Here is a 13414-nt window from a genome sequence, read left to right on the forward strand (position 1 = left end):
AGGATTTTGCGGGGGACAGCCCTGTGAACAAGGCCGCCGCCGCGCTTCACCTGTCCCGGCGCTTGTCCTAGCCTCTCCGGTCAATCGACTGTTTCGGCCCCACGAAGGAATCCCATGATCAAGACCCTGCGTTTCGCCATCGCCGCCCCGCTCGCTCTGGCGCTCGCCTCGTGCAATTCCGGCGCGGAAGAACCCGGATCGCTGGAAGGCGATGCCATCGCCGCAGTCCCTGCCCCGGCGGGCAGCGCGTGGCGCGATACGGTGCAGGTCACCAAGTATAACGGCCATTTGGTCGGCAATCCCGATGCCCCGATCAAGCTGGTCGAATATGGCTCGCTCACCTGCCCCACCTGCGCGCGTTTCAGCGTGGAAGGGGTGGAGCCGCTGATGGACAAATACGTCAATTCCGGCGTGGTCAGCTTCGAACTGCGCAATTTCGCGCTGCACGGAACGGTCGACGTGGTGCTGGCGCGGCTGGCCCGCTGTTCCTCGCCCGAAGCGGTGGTTCCGCTGTCTGACCAGATCTGGGCCAATCTCGAAACGCTGCTGGCACCCTTGCAGACCAATGCCGCCGCGCTGGAAGCTGCCATGCAGCAACCGATGGAACAGCGCTTTGGCGCGTTCGCGCAGGTCGCCGGCTATTACGATTTCTTCGCCGCCCGCGGCATCAGCGAAGATCAGGCGCGCAGCTGCCTTGCCGATATCCCGGCGATGGAACAGCTGGCCGAAGACACCCGCGCGCAGGGTGAGGAATTCAGCATCACCGGCACGCCCACGCTGATGGTCAACGGCCAGAAGGTTGACGCCATCACCTGGAGCGCGCTCGAACCCATTCTCCAGCGCGCCGGCGCCAGATAACGCAGCGGCAGCGGGGGACAGGCGAACGCAATGCTCATCAGGCGGCTCAAACTCAGCGGTTTCAAGAGTTTCGTCGAGCCTGCCATTTTGCATATCGAACCCGGCCTGACCGGCGTTGTCGGCCCCAATGGCTGCGGCAAGTCCAACCTGCTTGAAGCGATCCGCTGGGTCATGGGTGAAAACTCGCCCAAATCCATGCGGTCCGGCGGAATGGAAGATGTCATCTTCGCAGGCACGCAAAGCCGCCCGCCGCGCGACTTTGCCGAAGTGGTGCTGCAAGGCGCAGACGCCGAGGGTGAAGAGCTGGAAGTCGTCCGCCGGATAGAGCGCGGGGCTGGATCGGCATACCGCGTCAATGGCCACGATGTGCGCGCCAAGGATGTGGCGCTGACCTTTGCCGATGCCGCCACCGGCGCTCACAGCCCGGCGCTCGTGAGCCAGGGCAAGATCGCGCAGGTCATCGCCGCCAAGCCCGCCGAACGCCGGATGATGCTGGAAGAAGCGGCGGGGATCGCGGGCCTGCACGTGCGCCGCCGCGATGCCGAAAGCAAACTGCGCCAGACCGAAGCCAATCTGGCGCGGCTGGAGGATCTGATGGCGGGTCTGGACAGCCAGATCGCCGCGCTCCGGCGGCAGGCCAAGCAGGCGGAACGCTACACCAGGCTATCCGACGAAATCCGCACTGCCGAGGCGCGGCTGGTGTTTGCCCGCTGGCGCGATGCGGCGGCAGCGGCGGACGAAGCGAAGCAGGCGGCGGGCATTGCCGATGCGGCGGTTGCCAGTGCCCGGATCGAGGCGGCGGCAGCGCAGAAGGCGCAGCACGCCGCAGCCGGGGCTCTTGCCGAAGCGCGCGAGGAACAGGCTGACCGCCGAGACGATGCCAGCGCGCATGGCCACCGCATGGCGGCGCTCACCAGCCAGCTCGAAGCCGCCGAGCAACGCCTGGCCGATCTCGACCGCCAGCGCGCCCGGCTGGAGGCGGATCGCGGCGAGGCTGACCGCCTGACCAAGGATGCGGGCGAGGCGCTGGCGCGGCTGGAAAAGGATTTGGCCGACAGCGAGCAAAAGCTGGCCGCAGACGAGGCGCGGCGTCCCGCACTGGTGGCGCATTCCGAGAATGCCGAGCGCGACAGTCGCACCGCCGAACTGGCACTGGCCAAGGCAACCGCCGACCATGCGGGGGTCGAAGCGGAATGGCGCGTGGTGGAGGCAGAGGTTTCTCAGGCACAAGGACGGCTCGAACGCATCCGCACCGAGGGGCAGCGCATGGCGGACCAGCGCACCGCGCTTACTGCCGAGGGGGATGGTGCCGACAGCGTGGAAGCTGCGCGGTCCGAGGCTGAGCGGCTGGCGCAGGCAGTCGAACAGATGCGCACCGCGCTAAGTGATATGCAACAGCGCAAGGCCGCCCTGCAGGCCGAGCGTGACGAAGCCGGAACCGCGCTTGCCTCCGCCAAGGCCGAACTGGCGGGCGTCAGCCGCGAACACGAAGCGCTACGCCGCGACCGCGAGGCTCGCAGCCGCGCCGCAGAGAAGCGCGCCGGCAAGCAGCAAGCCATCGACGCAGTGCGGGCCGAGCGGGGCTATGAACGCGCGCTGGCAGCGGTTCTGGGTCGCAATGGCAAGGCTCTGCTGGGCGATGCCGACCGCGACGAAGGCCGGTTCTGGACGGGTGCCGGATCGCCCGCGAAAGTCGCCGACAGCCTGGCTGATCATGTCGCCAGATGCCCCGCCGAATTACAGGCCCGGCTGGCGCTGGTCCATGTCGCTGCGGTCGATGACAGTCGCACCTTGGCTCCCGGCGAATGGCTGGTCACGCAGGACGGACAGCTACGCCGGTGGGACGGCTTCGTGGTGCGCGGCGAAGGGGCGGCAGAGGCGGCGCGGCTGGAGGCGGAGAACCGTTTTCTCGAACTTGACCAGCAGCTCCCGGCGCTGAATGCCGCAGTCGAATCCGCCAGCGCCGCGCAGGACGTCGCCGCAACGCAGCTGTCAGAACTCCAGCGCGCGCTGATCGCTGCCGAGCGCGAGATTGCGCAAACCAGCGAGCAGGAACGCGCCGCCCTGCGCGCACTCGATCAGGCGGAGGCCGCCCGCGACCGTATCGCCGCCCGGCTTGACGAACTGGACACCGCGCTGACCGAACATGGCGAGACGCTGACATCCGCGCAGGATGATCTGACAGCAGCCGAGGCCAAACGTGCCGCGCTGCCCGATCCGGCGGCAGGACGCGCTGCTCTGGAGACGGCACGGCAGCGTAATGAGGATACGCGGCGGGCTCTTCAAACCCGCGCTGCCGAGGTGGCCGCGCATGATCAAGGCCTCGCAGTCGCGCGCGAACGCACGGCGGCGCAGCGCAGCGATATGGCCAATTGGCAGGCGCGATCGGGGGAAGCGGCACGGCGGCTGTCGGATATGGCCCGCCGCTTCGAAGAGATCGAGCAAGAGCGCGCAGTGACCGCCGCCAAACCCGAAGGGCTGCTGCGCGAAATCGAGCAGGGCGACACGGTGCGCGAACGGCTGACCCGCGAACTGGCGGCGGCGGAGACTGCCGTAGCCTCCGCCAGCGAAGCCGGGCGCGTGGCCGATACCGGTTTCACCGCCGCCAATGAAGCCCTTTCCGCAGCGCGCGAAACCCGCGCCGGGCTGGCCGCGCGGGCCGAAAGCCAGGAAGCGCGGCGCATCGAGATGGGCCGGATTTCGGGCGAACGCTTCCAATGCCCGCCCCCGCTGCTGCCCGAACGCTTTGCCTTCGATGACAACCAAGTCGCCAGCGCCGAGGCGGAAAGCGAAACGATGGACCGCCTCACCGCCAGCCGCGAACGGATCGGACCGGTCAATCTGGTTGCCGCAGAGGAATTGCAAAAGCTGGAAGAACGCGCCGGTTCCAGCGCCGAGGAACAGGCCGAACTGGGCGAAGCGGTCCACCGCCTGCGCGGATCAATCGGCAGCCTCAACCGCGAGGGCCGCGAACGGCTGCGCACCGCCTTTGAACAGGTGGACACGCATTTCCGCCGCCTGTTCACCCGGCTGTTCGAAGGCGGTCAGGCGCATCTGGCGCTGATCGACAGCGACGATCCGCTGGAGGCTGGTCTGGAGATTTTCGCGCAACCTCCGGGCAAACGGCTGCAATCGCTCACCCTGCTGTCCGGCGGCGAACAGGCGCTGACCGCCATCGCGCTGATCTTTGCGCTGTTCCTGACCAACCCCGCACCGATTTGCGTGCTGGACGAGGTTGATGCGCCGCTCGACGATGCCAATATCGACCGCTTCTGCGACCTGCTCGACGCGATGGTCCGCGAAACCGCGACGCGCTATCTGATCGTCACGCACAACGCCGTGACCATGAGCCGGATGCACCGCCTGTTCGGCGTCACGATGATCGAAAAAGGCATCAGCCGTCTGGTCAGCGTGGATCTGGGCAGAGCGGAGGAGTTGCTGGCGGCGGAGTAAAGGCCTCAGGGATTGGGTGGGAAGCGGACTTTATTCCTTGGCCCAATACGCCGTGTAACTCGGGTGCTCTTTGAAAAGCTCATCAAAGCTCGGCTCAAATATCCCAATCAAATCAACCTGGCGCTCATCCAACGTAGGATAGTCTTGGATTGAGATTGCCTCACTCTTCATCGTTGACCCATCAGCCATTTCTAGACGCAAGATGTCAGTGCGGTCGCCAACGTAATCTCCGTCGATCACATTGGCGTGTCGGTTCGCATCATAGTCTCTCGCCGGAGAAAATTTTGCCATTGCCACGCACATGGGTGGGTCGGTCAACGTCTGCTATTGGGTCGTTGGACAACATGGCCAAGCTCGCGGAAAGCGAAGGTAAGCTACGCTGCCAGCGCCACATGCAAATCTTCGCGAATGGCTTTCAACCTTGCCAGCATATCACCTTCAACAGGAGCCGACGGCGCGGCTTCTTCAACAATAGCGCGTGCCTCGCCCCCACCCTTCAAAGCCGCCTTCGCGCCTTTGAGTGTGTAGCCCTCACGGTTGACCAGGCGGTCGATATTTTCGACCACGGCCACGTCTTCGGGACGGTAATACCGCCGCCCGCCGCTGCGTTTTAGGGGTTTGAGCGTGGGGAACTGCTGCTCCCAATAGCGCAGCACATGGGTCTTGATCCCGGTGGCCTGCGCGACTTCGCCGATGGTGCGCAGCGCGCCGGCATCCTTGCCATCGTCGAACTTGGTCATCGCAGGTTCCTTTGCAGCAGCGCGGCAGGCCGGTTCAGCCCTTGGCGATGCGATCCTTGAGCAGCTGGCTGGCGCGGAAAGTCATCACCCGGCGCGGGGTGATCGGCACTTCGACGCCGGTCTTGGGATTGCGGCCAATGCGTTCTTTCTTGTCACGCAAAATGAAGCTGCCGAAGCCCGAAATCTTGACGTTTTCGCCGCTCGACATGGCTTCACACATCTTGGCGAGAATCGATTCAACCATGTCGAGCGATTCGGCGCGCGAAAGCCCCATCTTGCGGTTGATGGTTTCGGCAAGGTCGGCGCGAGTGAGTGTTCCCACAGAACGCATCATGGTCATTTGTCCTCTTGCTAGGATGCGACCCCGAGCAAAGTTCATCCATCAAACTAACGGTTTGTATGCATTTTCGCAACCGGCGCGGTGAAGTGTCCACCGCACCTTACATTCTGACCAGCGCAGCGCCCCAGGTAAAGCCGCCGCCCATCGCCTCAAACATCACCAGATCGCCCGGCTTGATCCGCCCGTCCTTCACTGCAACATCCAGCGCCAATGGCACCGATGCAGCGGAGGTGTTGGCGTGCTGGTCAACCGTGACCACCACCTTTTCAGGCGGCAGATCGAGCTTGCGCGCAGTGGCGTCCAGAATGCGCGAATTGGCCTGGTGCGGGACCACCCAATCCACATCGCTGGCGGCGATCCCGGCATCCGCGCTGACTTCTTTCAGCACTTCGGCGAGATTGACCACCGCGTGGCGGAAGACCTCGCGGCCCTTCATGCGCAGCTTGCCGACAGTGCCGGTGGTGGACGGGCCGCCATCGACATAGAGCATGTCCTTATGCGCGCCGTCGGCATGGAGCTTGCTGGCCAGAATACCGGGGCCGTCCTGCGCCACGTCCTGCGCCTCCAGCACGATTGCGCCCGCGCCATCGCCGAACAACACGCAAGTGGTGCGGTCTTCCCAGTCGAGGATGCGGCTGAAAGTCTCGGCACCGATCACCAGCGCGGCCTTGGCCATGCCGGTGCGCAGCATCGCATCGGCTGTCGCCATCGCATAAAGAAAACCCGAGCAGACTGCGGCCACATCGAAAGCGATGCCGCCGCCGCAGCCCAGCGCCGCCTGCACCTGTGTGGCAGTGGCGGGAAAGGTGTGGTCAGGCGTCGCCGTGGCCAGCACGATCAGCCCGATTTCCGAAGCGTCCATTCCGGCCGCCTCCAGCGCGCGGCGCGCGGCCTCGGTCGCCAGTGTGGAAGTCGTCTCGTCGTCCTGCGCGATATAGCGCTGGCGTATGCCGGTCCGCTCGACAATCCAGTCATCGCTGGTGTCGACGCGCTCGGCCAATTCGGCGTTGGTCACGCAGGTCCGCGGCAATGCCGAACCACAGCCGCGAATGACAGAGCGGATCATGGCGCGGTCAGCCCGCTGGCCGACAGCGCGCCGATATCCTGCGCAATACGGTTGGTAATGTCATCCTCCAGCAGCCGCGCGGCCACTTCAACCGCATTGGCGACGCCCTTGGCATTGGCGCTGCCGTGGCTTTTCACCACCACGCCATTGAGGCCCAGGAAGACCGCGCCATTGTGATTGTTGGGATCAAGATGGTGCTTGAGCAATTCGGTCGCCGGGCGTGAGACCAGAAAGCCAACTTTCGAGCGGAAGGAAGACGAAAACGCATTTTTCAGCAGATCGGTCACGAACCGCGCAGCGCCCTCGATCGCCTTCAACGCGATATTGCCGGAAAATCCGTCGGTCACGATCACATCGCAATTGCCGCGATTGATCTTGTCCGCCTCGACAAAGCCATCAAAGGTCATCGCCAGGCCGGTCGCCGCTTTTAGCCGGGCGGCGGCTTCCTGGATATCCTCGGTGCCTTTGGTTTCTTCGGTGCCGATGTTGAGCAGCCGCACCCGCGGGCTCTCGCGCCCGGTGACGATCCGCGAATAGGCAGCGCCCATCACCGCAAATTGCAGCAGATTGCGCGCGTCACATTCGCGATTCGCGCCAAGGTCCAGCATGATGACATCATCATCGGTCAGCGTGGGCAGCAGCGCGGCCAGCGCCGGGCGATCGATCCCCGGCATGGTGCGCAACGCCAGCTTGCTCATCGCCATCAGCGCGCCGGTGTTCCCGGCACTGACAGCAGCGCCAGCGTCGCCCTGCTTCACAGCATTGACGGCCAGACCCATGCTGGTGGTTTTGGCACGGCGCAGCGCCCGGCTGGGTTTTTCATCCCCGCCGACCACATCTTCGCAATGCAGCACTTCGGACGCTTCGGTCATGCCGGGATGGGTTTCGAGCGCGGCTTTGATCCGCACTTCGTCACCAACCAGCAGGAACTTGAAGCGATCATGCCGGCGCCGCGCAAGCGCAGCACCTTCGACCATCACGCGCACGCCTTCATCGCCGCCCATCGCGTCAACGGCGATACGCGGCAATCTCATGGCAAACTCCGGGTCAAATTACGGTCAGAGACCGACGGCGATGACTTCGCGTCCGTTATAATGGCCGCAATGCGGGCACAGATTGTGCGGCCGCTTCAGCTCGCCGCAGTTCGAACACTCGTGATGAGCGTCAACCTTCAACGAATCATGCGAACGGCGGTTGCCCCGGCGGTGGGGCGATACTTTCCTCTTGGGGACGGCCATGGCGGCACCTGTTCCTCAAATAAACACTGTAGTTTCGGTTGGCCGCCGTAGGGGATGGTCCGGGGTCACACAAGAGTGCGGCTTACCGAAAAGTCCCGTCCGTGGCGGTGAAGGCGCGCGCTATAGCGAAAACCGGCGGCAATGCAAGCACGGGGATAGCATGGCCGCGCGGATTGCCCGCGCCTCTGCCCCTCCCTAGCAAGGAGTGGGTTCGCAAGCAATCGGGACAATCGTCCGCCACAGGGGCAATCGCCATGGATATCATACTGCCGATCACACTGACTTCTGCCGCAGCGGCAGCCATCATCAATCTGTGGCTGTCCGTGCGCGTGGGCCAATTGCGGGGCAGTTTAAAAGTGCTGCACGGTGATGATTCGGGCGGCCCGCTGACCCGCCGGATGCGCGCGCAGATGAACTTTGTGGAGAACACCGCCTTTGTTCTGGTGCTGATCGCGGCCATCGAACTGTCGGGACGCGGCCAGCCGTGGCTCGCCTATGTCGCGGGCGCATATATGCTGGGCCGCGTGGCGCATGGCATGGGGATGGACGGCGAAGGCCCGACGAAACCGCGCATGATCGGCACGCTGATCACCATGCTGACCCAGCTGGGGCTGGCCGTGGTCGCCGCGCTGATTGCGATGCGGGTGATGTAAGGCGCAGCCCTCCCCGTTCCCGGGCAGATGACAGTCGCGATAGGCGGCTGACGGAGGGGATTTCGGCCTGATACGGCACTTTGCCGCCGCCCCCCACCATGCTCCGCTTGGTCACCCTTCCGGTCCGGAGAGGATTTACGCCAGAGCGTGATCGCTGACGAAGGCGTTGGTCTTGCGTTCCTGGCCAAAGGTGCTGGTGGGGCCGTGGCCGGGGATAAAGGTCACGTCATTGCCCAGCGGCCACAGCTTCTGGGTGATCGCGTCGAGCAGATCCTGATGATTGCCCATCGGAAAATCGGTGCGCCCGATGCTGCCCTGAAACAGCACATCGCCGACAATGGCGAATTTGCTGGCGCGGTTGAAGAACACGACATGGCCAGGGGTGTGGCCGGGGCAATGGATCACTTCCAGCACCAAGTCGCCCACGGTGACGGTGTCGCCATCGTCCAGCCAGCGATCGGGTTCGAACACCTGGCCGTTGACGCCGTATTTCGCGCCGTCTTCGCCCAAACGGTCAATCCAGAAACGGTCGGCCTCATGCGGCCCTTCGATGCGCAGCCCCAGCTCTTTCGCCAGCACGCCTGCCTCCCCGCAATGGTCGATATGGCCGTGGGTGATCAGGATCTTCTCCAGCTCCACCCCGCTGCGCGCCACCGCCGCCTTGAGCTTGTCGAGATCCCCGCCCGGATCAATCAGCGCACCTTTGTTGGTGGCGGTGCACCAGATCAAAGAGCAGTTTTGCTGCAAGGGCGTGACCGGGACGATACCGGCTTTCATTGGGGGAGTTTTAAGAGTGCCTGTCATGCGCGGGAAATGGCGGCAGCGGGCTGCGATTGCAACCCGCCTACCAAACCTGCGGTCAGGCCAAACTGTCAGGCGTTCAGGGCGCGCTGTGCCCCCGAACGCCGACAGAAAAGCTGATCAATAGCGGCGGAAATCCACGATGCGGTTGTCGCTGCGGAAGATGCAGGAGAACTGGTTACGACGCGAATCGCGCACATTGATCCGACCTTTGACCTTCACTGTATCGCGGCTGTCCTGCTTGACGGATTCGATACGAATCTGTCCGAAACGTGATGCTTCACGCCCACAGGCATTGGCAGCAGCACGTTCAAATTGCTGGCCTGAATTGTAGCCGTAATTGTCATCACCGCCGCCAAGGATATCGTCGAACAAGCCGCCGCCAAGGCCGCTCATACAACCGCCAAGCAGCAGGGTGGTGGAAAGCATGGTGGGAAGAAGTAACTTACGCATGTCGTGTCTCCAGCGTTGTGTCCCTTGTCTCGCCCACCGACTGCAAGGGTATTGAGACTACGAAAACCGCGAGTGATTGTTCCGGCTGGGGTTTTGAGAGGTGGGCATGCTGCAAAAAGGATGGACCGGCAATCCTTCCCTGACCGGGGAGGTGGCAGACGGCGCGCCAGCGGCGACTGACGGAGGGGAGTTACGGTACGAGCAAGCGATCAGGGTGAATCGCGCATGGTCCCCCCCGATTCGGGGAAGATCAGCACACTAGATATTCAAACCCTCCCCCCCTTCCAGACCACCCGGCCGATAATCTCCACTTCCTCACGCCCCAATTCGATCGGGGCATAGCCATCGTTGGCGCTGATCAGGGCGATGCGGCCGGGAGCGCTGGCTTGGACCTGTTTGACGTGCAGCGCGTCTCCGATGCGGACGACGTGGATACCCTCGCCCGCGCGCTTGTTGCGGTCGACGAATATTTCATCACCGCTACGCAGGAGCGGGTCCATCGAATCGCCTTCCACCCGAATGGCCGACAAATCCGCACCCTCCAACCCCATTTCGCGCAACCATCGGCGCGAAAAGCGGAACGCATCGAAGGAAATTTCTTCCGCACCCATCGCGCCCGGTCCAGCTGAGGCGTCGAGCGGCAGGCGCGGCACCTCCACCCACTCGCCCGGCGCCGTATGCGTATCATTATGCGGCGCATCATCGAACGTGCGCGTGGCGATCAGGCGCGGTTTCACACCAAGGAATTCCGCAATCTTTCTGAGGTCTGGCTCATCCAGATGGCGCGGGCTGCCCCGTCTCACATATTGCTGAAGATAAGCGGCATTGCGCCCGATAAGCCGTGACAGTTCGGCCAGGCTGGTGCGGCTATCGCGCGCCAGATCCTGCAAACGTCCGCGGGCGTGGCGTTCAGATAGAGAGATGTTTTCCATGAAAATTCCTATAGCATAGGATTTTTCCTAGACAAGTAGGATTTCAGCTGGAACGAACGGAGAACACCAGCAGCGAATCACCAGCTGGAAAGGAGCCCCATGCTGATCCGTTCCGTCGAGAAATTCCTCCGCCGCACCGATATGGCCGCCACCAAATTCGGCCGACTCGCCGCCAGCGATCCGCGCTTTGTCCTCGATCTGAGACAAGGCCGCATCCCGCGCACGCCCGTCGAACAACGCATAATCGGCTTCATGGCCGGTTTCGAAGCCGCCGCAAACCAAACCGAAACCGCCCACGGAGAAACCGCCCATGTCCAGTGAAACCGCCCCGCCCCGCCCGCCGCGCGTGCGCCGCACCACTGCCGACCGATTGCGTGAGGCGTTGCTGTCGCTTGGCGAGCATCACGGGCAAGTGCTGCATCATGCCGAGAAAGCCTGGGCCAGCATCACCTTTGCCGGCACGCGCCACACGCTGGCGCTCCTGTTTGCAGGGGATGACGCCGTGGCGGCAGGCGAACGCTTCATCGCCGCGCTGCCTGATCACGAATTCGCGCTGCCCGGCCAATTTGTCGCCGATGCCGCAGTGGCAGGCGCCGAACACCGCCTGCTCCCCTCGCCCCGCTTGGTGGTGGAGTGCGAGCTGTTGTTGCTGGAGGATGCGTGAGTGCTTGACAGTGGCACAATTTCTGGGCGTATCTGCAAAAATGGGGAGACTGTCGATGCGTGTTACTATCCTTGGACTGGCTCTGCTGACGCTGGGCGCACCGCTCGCCGCACAGGATCTCGAATTTCAGGAGATTGTCGTCACCGGATCACGGATTGATCAGGACGATTATTCCAATGATATGCCGGCCGTAGGGCTGCGCCGGGCAGCAGACTTTCTGGTCCAAATGGTCGTAATCCGAGGTGACACGCGCGACATGGCGCAGCGGCGCAAGGAAATCCGTGCAATGCTGGCCGATGCGATCCGCCGTGCCGGTTCTGCGGGCGTCGAGCTTGCCTATGGCGATTATATTCTGACGCGGCTGACATCCGAAAATGTGGACGAAATCACTCTGCAAAGCGACAATCGGCCCGATAGCGAGCGCGTGTTATTTCTGGTCAAAGCCCGCCTTGGCGGCGCGCAAAGCGGTGAGGCCGCCGAGGCGCAAATCGAACGCTATATGGATGCCGTGCCCGAGGTTGGCCGCGCCCAGATGGACATATTGGGCGACGCGACGCTCTCGATCGTCGGACCCGATAGCTTCCGCCCGCAAATCGCGGAGAAAATTGCCGAGGATGCAAATGCCATGGCGCGCCGTATAGGCGATGGCTACTCAGTAGAGATCGAAGGCCTGAACATGCCGGTCCAATGGGCCAGGTCGGGACCGGGCGAAGTGCTGCTGTATATCCCCTACAAGCTGACCATCGTCCCACGCCCCTGACCGCGCCCCTTACCCGCGTCGGATCACCAGATTGCGGATTTCCGTCATGTCCTCCATCGCGAATTTGATGCCTTCGCGGCCCAGACCGGAATCCTTCACGCCGCCATAAGGCATGTTGTCGACGCGGTAGCTGGGGACGTCGTTGATCACCACGCCGCCGACTTCCAGCCGGTCCCACGCGTCGAACATCTTGAACAGATCGCGCGTGAAAATGCCCGCCTGCAGGCCGAATTTGCTGCGATTGACCTCGGCCAGCGCCTCGTCAAAATCGCTGAATTTCTGCAGGATGGCGAGCGGGCCGAACGCCTCTTCATTGATGGCCTTGGCATCAGGGTGGACATTTTCGAGCAGCGTCGCCGCCAGCATCGCCCCGTCCAACTGTCCGCCGCACAGCAGCGCTGCGCCGCCGTCCACGGCCTCGTCGATCCAGCCTTTCAGCCGCTTGGCTTCGCCTTCGGAGATCATCGGGCCGATGAAGGTGTCGCGATCTTTCGGGTCACCGGCAACCAGCGTCTTGGTCTTGGCGACCAGCATGTCCTTGAAGCGGTCATAGACACTTTCGTGGATAATGATCCGCTGGACACCGATACAGCTCTGCCCGCTTTGGTAGAATGCGCCAAAAATGATCCGTTCGAGCGCATCGTCCAGATCCGCGTCATGATCCACCACCACTGCAGCATTGCCGCCCAGTTCGAGCACGACCTTCTTCTTGCCGCAGCGCGCCTTGAGGTCCCAGCCCACCCCGGGTGAGCCGGTGAAGCTGAGCAGCTTGAGCCGCTCGTCCACGGTGAACAGATCCGCGCCGTCGCGGCTGGCGGGGAGGATCGAAAACGCGCCTTCGGGCAGCACATCGCATTCGGCCAGCACCTCGCCCATGATGATCGCGCCCAGCGGGGTCTTGCTGGCGGGTTTCATCACAAAGGGGCAGCCCACCGCAATCGCTGGGGCAATCTTGTGCGCGGCCAGGTTGAGCGGGAAATTAAACGGCGAGATGAAACTGCACGGACCGATCGGATAGCGCTTCCAGATCGATTCATAGCCCTTGGCACGTTCCGATATGTCCAGCGGCATGACCTCGCCATGAATCCGCACCGCTTCTTCTGCCGCGATGCGGAAGGTATCGATCAGGCGGGTGACCTCGCCCTCGGCATCCTTGATCGGCTTGCCCGCTTCCACGCACAGCGCATAGGCCAGCTCGTCATAGCGCTGCTTGAAGCGTTCGACACAGTGCATCAGCACATCCTGCCGCTCGTAACTGGCCAGCCGCGCCATCGGCTCCGCCGCGCGCACTGACCCGGCAATGGCCTCGTCGATGATTTCCGGCGTGGCCAGCGCGGTGCGGAATGCGACCTCGCCGGTGAATTTATCGGTCACCTTCAGATCGGTGTTCGGCTGCACCGCCTTGTTGTTGAGATACAGCGGATAGGTGTCTTTGAGGATTGGCAAGGGTCTCTCC

The 13414-nt window shown here is 63.3% G+C and carries 16 protein-coding genes; 6 read left to right on the forward strand and 10 right to left on the reverse strand.

Translation table 11 applies throughout. The features are described from left to right. Positions 1-114: 114 nt before the first annotated feature. Both FEV51_RS03875 and smc read left to right on the forward strand, forming a co-directional pair. Complete coding sequence (locus FEV51_RS03875) at positions 115-858, forward strand: thioredoxin domain-containing protein (RefSeq protein ID WP_138616031.1); 744 nt, start codon at positions 115-117, stop codon at positions 856-858. A 30-nt stretch (positions 859-888) separates the two neighbouring features. Next, positions 889-4311: a chromosome segregation protein SMC gene (gene smc, locus FEV51_RS03880; RefSeq protein WP_138616033.1), complete on the forward strand. Its 3423-nt coding sequence runs from the start codon at positions 889-891 to the stop codon at positions 4309-4311. A 30-nt stretch (positions 4312-4341) separates the two neighbouring features. On the opposite strand, the gene FEV51_RS03885 is transcribed toward smc, so the two are convergent. From FEV51_RS03885 to rpmF, 6 genes are all read right to left on the reverse strand, one after another. After that, positions 4342-4629, reverse strand: coding sequence for a hypothetical protein (locus tag FEV51_RS03885; RefSeq protein WP_138616034.1), 288 nt, complete (start codon positions 4627-4629; stop codon positions 4342-4344). A gap of 56 nt (positions 4630-4685) precedes the next feature. Next, positions 4686-5051: a MerR family transcriptional regulator gene (locus FEV51_RS03890; RefSeq protein ID WP_138616036.1), complete on the reverse strand. Its 366-nt coding sequence runs from the start codon at positions 5049-5051 to the stop codon at positions 4686-4688. Positions 5052-5085: 34 nt separating this feature from the next. After that, positions 5086-5385, reverse strand: a complete 300-nt coding sequence (locus FEV51_RS03895) for an integration host factor subunit alpha (protein ID WP_171033024.1) — start codon at positions 5383-5385, stop codon at positions 5086-5088. Positions 5386-5491: 106 nt separating this feature from the next. Beyond that, entirely contained in the window at positions 5492-6457 is a 966-nt protein-coding gene (locus FEV51_RS03900; protein WP_138616038.1) for a beta-ketoacyl-ACP synthase III, read from the reverse strand. Next, positions 6454-7491, reverse strand: a complete 1038-nt coding sequence (plsX, locus tag FEV51_RS03905) for a phosphate acyltransferase PlsX (RefSeq protein ID WP_138616040.1) — start codon at positions 7489-7491, stop codon at positions 6454-6456. Before plsX ends, FEV51_RS03900 begins: the two co-directional genes overlap by 4 nt. A gap of 24 nt (positions 7492-7515) precedes the next feature. Next, positions 7516-7695 carry a 50S ribosomal protein L32 gene (gene rpmF, locus FEV51_RS03910; protein ID WP_138616042.1) on the reverse strand — a complete coding sequence of 60 codons (180 nt, stop codon included), beginning with the start codon at positions 7693-7695 and terminating at the stop codon, positions 7516-7518. 254 nt (positions 7696-7949) lie between these two features. Here rpmF and FEV51_RS03915 point away from each other — a divergent pair, with 254 nt between their 5' ends. Continuing rightward, on the forward strand, positions 7950-8348 hold the full coding sequence (locus FEV51_RS03915) for an MAPEG family protein (RefSeq protein WP_171033025.1): 399 nt from the start codon (positions 7950-7952) through the stop codon (positions 8346-8348). Between the two features lie 135 nt (positions 8349-8483). Here the strand turns inward: FEV51_RS03915 and FEV51_RS03920 are convergent, their stop codons facing one another. The 3 genes from FEV51_RS03920 to FEV51_RS03930 all read right to left on the reverse strand — a co-directional run bounded on the left by FEV51_RS03920 (position 8484) and on the right by FEV51_RS03930 (position 10534). Beyond that, positions 8484-9125 (reverse strand): MBL fold metallo-hydrolase, encoded by a 642-nt coding sequence (locus tag FEV51_RS03920; protein ID WP_138616044.1) that lies wholly within the window; start codon positions 9123-9125, stop codon positions 8484-8486. Between the two features lie 144 nt (positions 9126-9269). Next, entirely contained in the window at positions 9270-9602 is a 333-nt protein-coding gene (locus FEV51_RS03925) for a hypothetical protein (RefSeq protein ID WP_138616046.1), read from the reverse strand. A gap of 266 nt (positions 9603-9868) precedes the next feature. Next, complete coding sequence (locus FEV51_RS03930) at positions 9869-10534, reverse strand: S24 family peptidase (protein ID WP_138616048.1); 666 nt, start codon at positions 10532-10534, stop codon at positions 9869-9871. A gap of 99 nt (positions 10535-10633) precedes the next feature. Between FEV51_RS03930 and FEV51_RS03935 the strand changes: the two genes are divergently transcribed. From FEV51_RS03935 to FEV51_RS03945, 3 genes are read left to right on the forward strand one after another with little or no spacing between them, the layout of a single operon-like run. Next, positions 10634-10855: a hypothetical protein gene (locus FEV51_RS03935; RefSeq protein ID WP_138616050.1), complete on the forward strand. Its 222-nt coding sequence runs from the start codon at positions 10634-10636 to the stop codon at positions 10853-10855. Then, the gene (locus FEV51_RS03940; RefSeq protein WP_246034421.1) at positions 10845-11198 is read left to right on the forward strand and encodes a hypothetical protein; all 354 of its coding nucleotides are present in this window, start codon (positions 10845-10847) and stop codon (positions 11196-11198) included. The genes FEV51_RS03935 and FEV51_RS03940 overlap by 11 nt, the downstream gene beginning before the upstream one ends. A 55-nt stretch (positions 11199-11253) precedes the next feature. Next, positions 11254-11958, forward strand: a complete 705-nt coding sequence (locus FEV51_RS03945; protein ID WP_138616052.1) for a TonB-dependent receptor — start codon at positions 11254-11256, stop codon at positions 11956-11958. A gap of 9 nt (positions 11959-11967) precedes the next feature. Here FEV51_RS03945 and FEV51_RS03950 read toward each other — a convergent pair whose 3' ends face one another. Continuing rightward, positions 11968-13404: an aldehyde dehydrogenase family protein gene (locus FEV51_RS03950; protein ID WP_138616054.1), complete on the reverse strand. Its 1437-nt coding sequence runs from the start codon at positions 13402-13404 to the stop codon at positions 11968-11970. Positions 13405-13414 lie beyond the last annotated feature (10 nt).

It is taken from the genome of Qipengyuania marisflavi (assembly GCF_005884405.1).
GTDB classification, from domain to species: Bacteria; Pseudomonadota; Alphaproteobacteria; order Sphingomonadales; family Sphingomonadaceae; genus Qipengyuania; species Qipengyuania marisflavi.

Coding starts and splice junctions, on each gene's coding strand:
- FEV51_RS03920 (WP_138616044.1), bottom strand. CDS start 9,125: ATGAAAGCCGGTATCGTCCCGGTCACGCCCTTGCAGCAAAACTGCTCT.
- FEV51_RS03895 (WP_171033024.1), bottom strand. CDS start 5,385: ATGATGCGTTCTGTGGGAACACTCACTCGCGCCGACCTTGCCGAAACC.
- rpmF (WP_138616042.1), bottom strand. CDS start 7,695: ATGGCCGTCCCCAAGAGGAAAGTATCGCCCCACCGCCGGGGCAACCGC.
- FEV51_RS03940 (WP_246034421.1), top strand. CDS start 10,845: ATGTCCAGTGAAACCGCCCCGCCCCGCCCGCCGCGCGTGCGCCGCACC.
- FEV51_RS03915 (WP_171033025.1), top strand. CDS start 7,950: ATGGATATCATACTGCCGATCACACTGACTTCTGCCGCAGCGGCAGCC.
- FEV51_RS03925 (WP_138616046.1), bottom strand. CDS start 9,602: ATGCGTAAGTTACTTCTTCCCACCATGCTTTCCACCACCCTGCTGCTT.
- FEV51_RS03945 (WP_138616052.1), top strand. CDS start 11,254: ATGCGTGTTACTATCCTTGGACTGGCTCTGCTGACGCTGGGCGCACCG.
- plsX (WP_138616040.1), bottom strand. CDS start 7,491: ATGAGATTGCCGCGTATCGCCGTTGACGCGATGGGCGGCGATGAAGGC.
- FEV51_RS03875 (WP_138616031.1), top strand. CDS start 115: ATGATCAAGACCCTGCGTTTCGCCATCGCCGCCCCGCTCGCTCTGGCG.
- FEV51_RS03890 (WP_138616036.1), bottom strand. CDS start 5,051: ATGACCAAGTTCGACGATGGCAAGGATGCCGGCGCGCTGCGCACCATC.
- FEV51_RS03930 (WP_138616048.1), bottom strand. CDS start 10,534: ATGGAAAACATCTCTCTATCTGAACGCCACGCCCGCGGACGTTTGCAG.
- FEV51_RS03935 (WP_138616050.1), top strand. CDS start 10,634: ATGCTGATCCGTTCCGTCGAGAAATTCCTCCGCCGCACCGATATGGCC.
- smc (WP_138616033.1), top strand. CDS start 889: ATGCTCATCAGGCGGCTCAAACTCAGCGGTTTCAAGAGTTTCGTCGAG.
- FEV51_RS03900 (WP_138616038.1), bottom strand. CDS start 6,457: ATGATCCGCTCTGTCATTCGCGGCTGTGGTTCGGCATTGCCGCGGACC.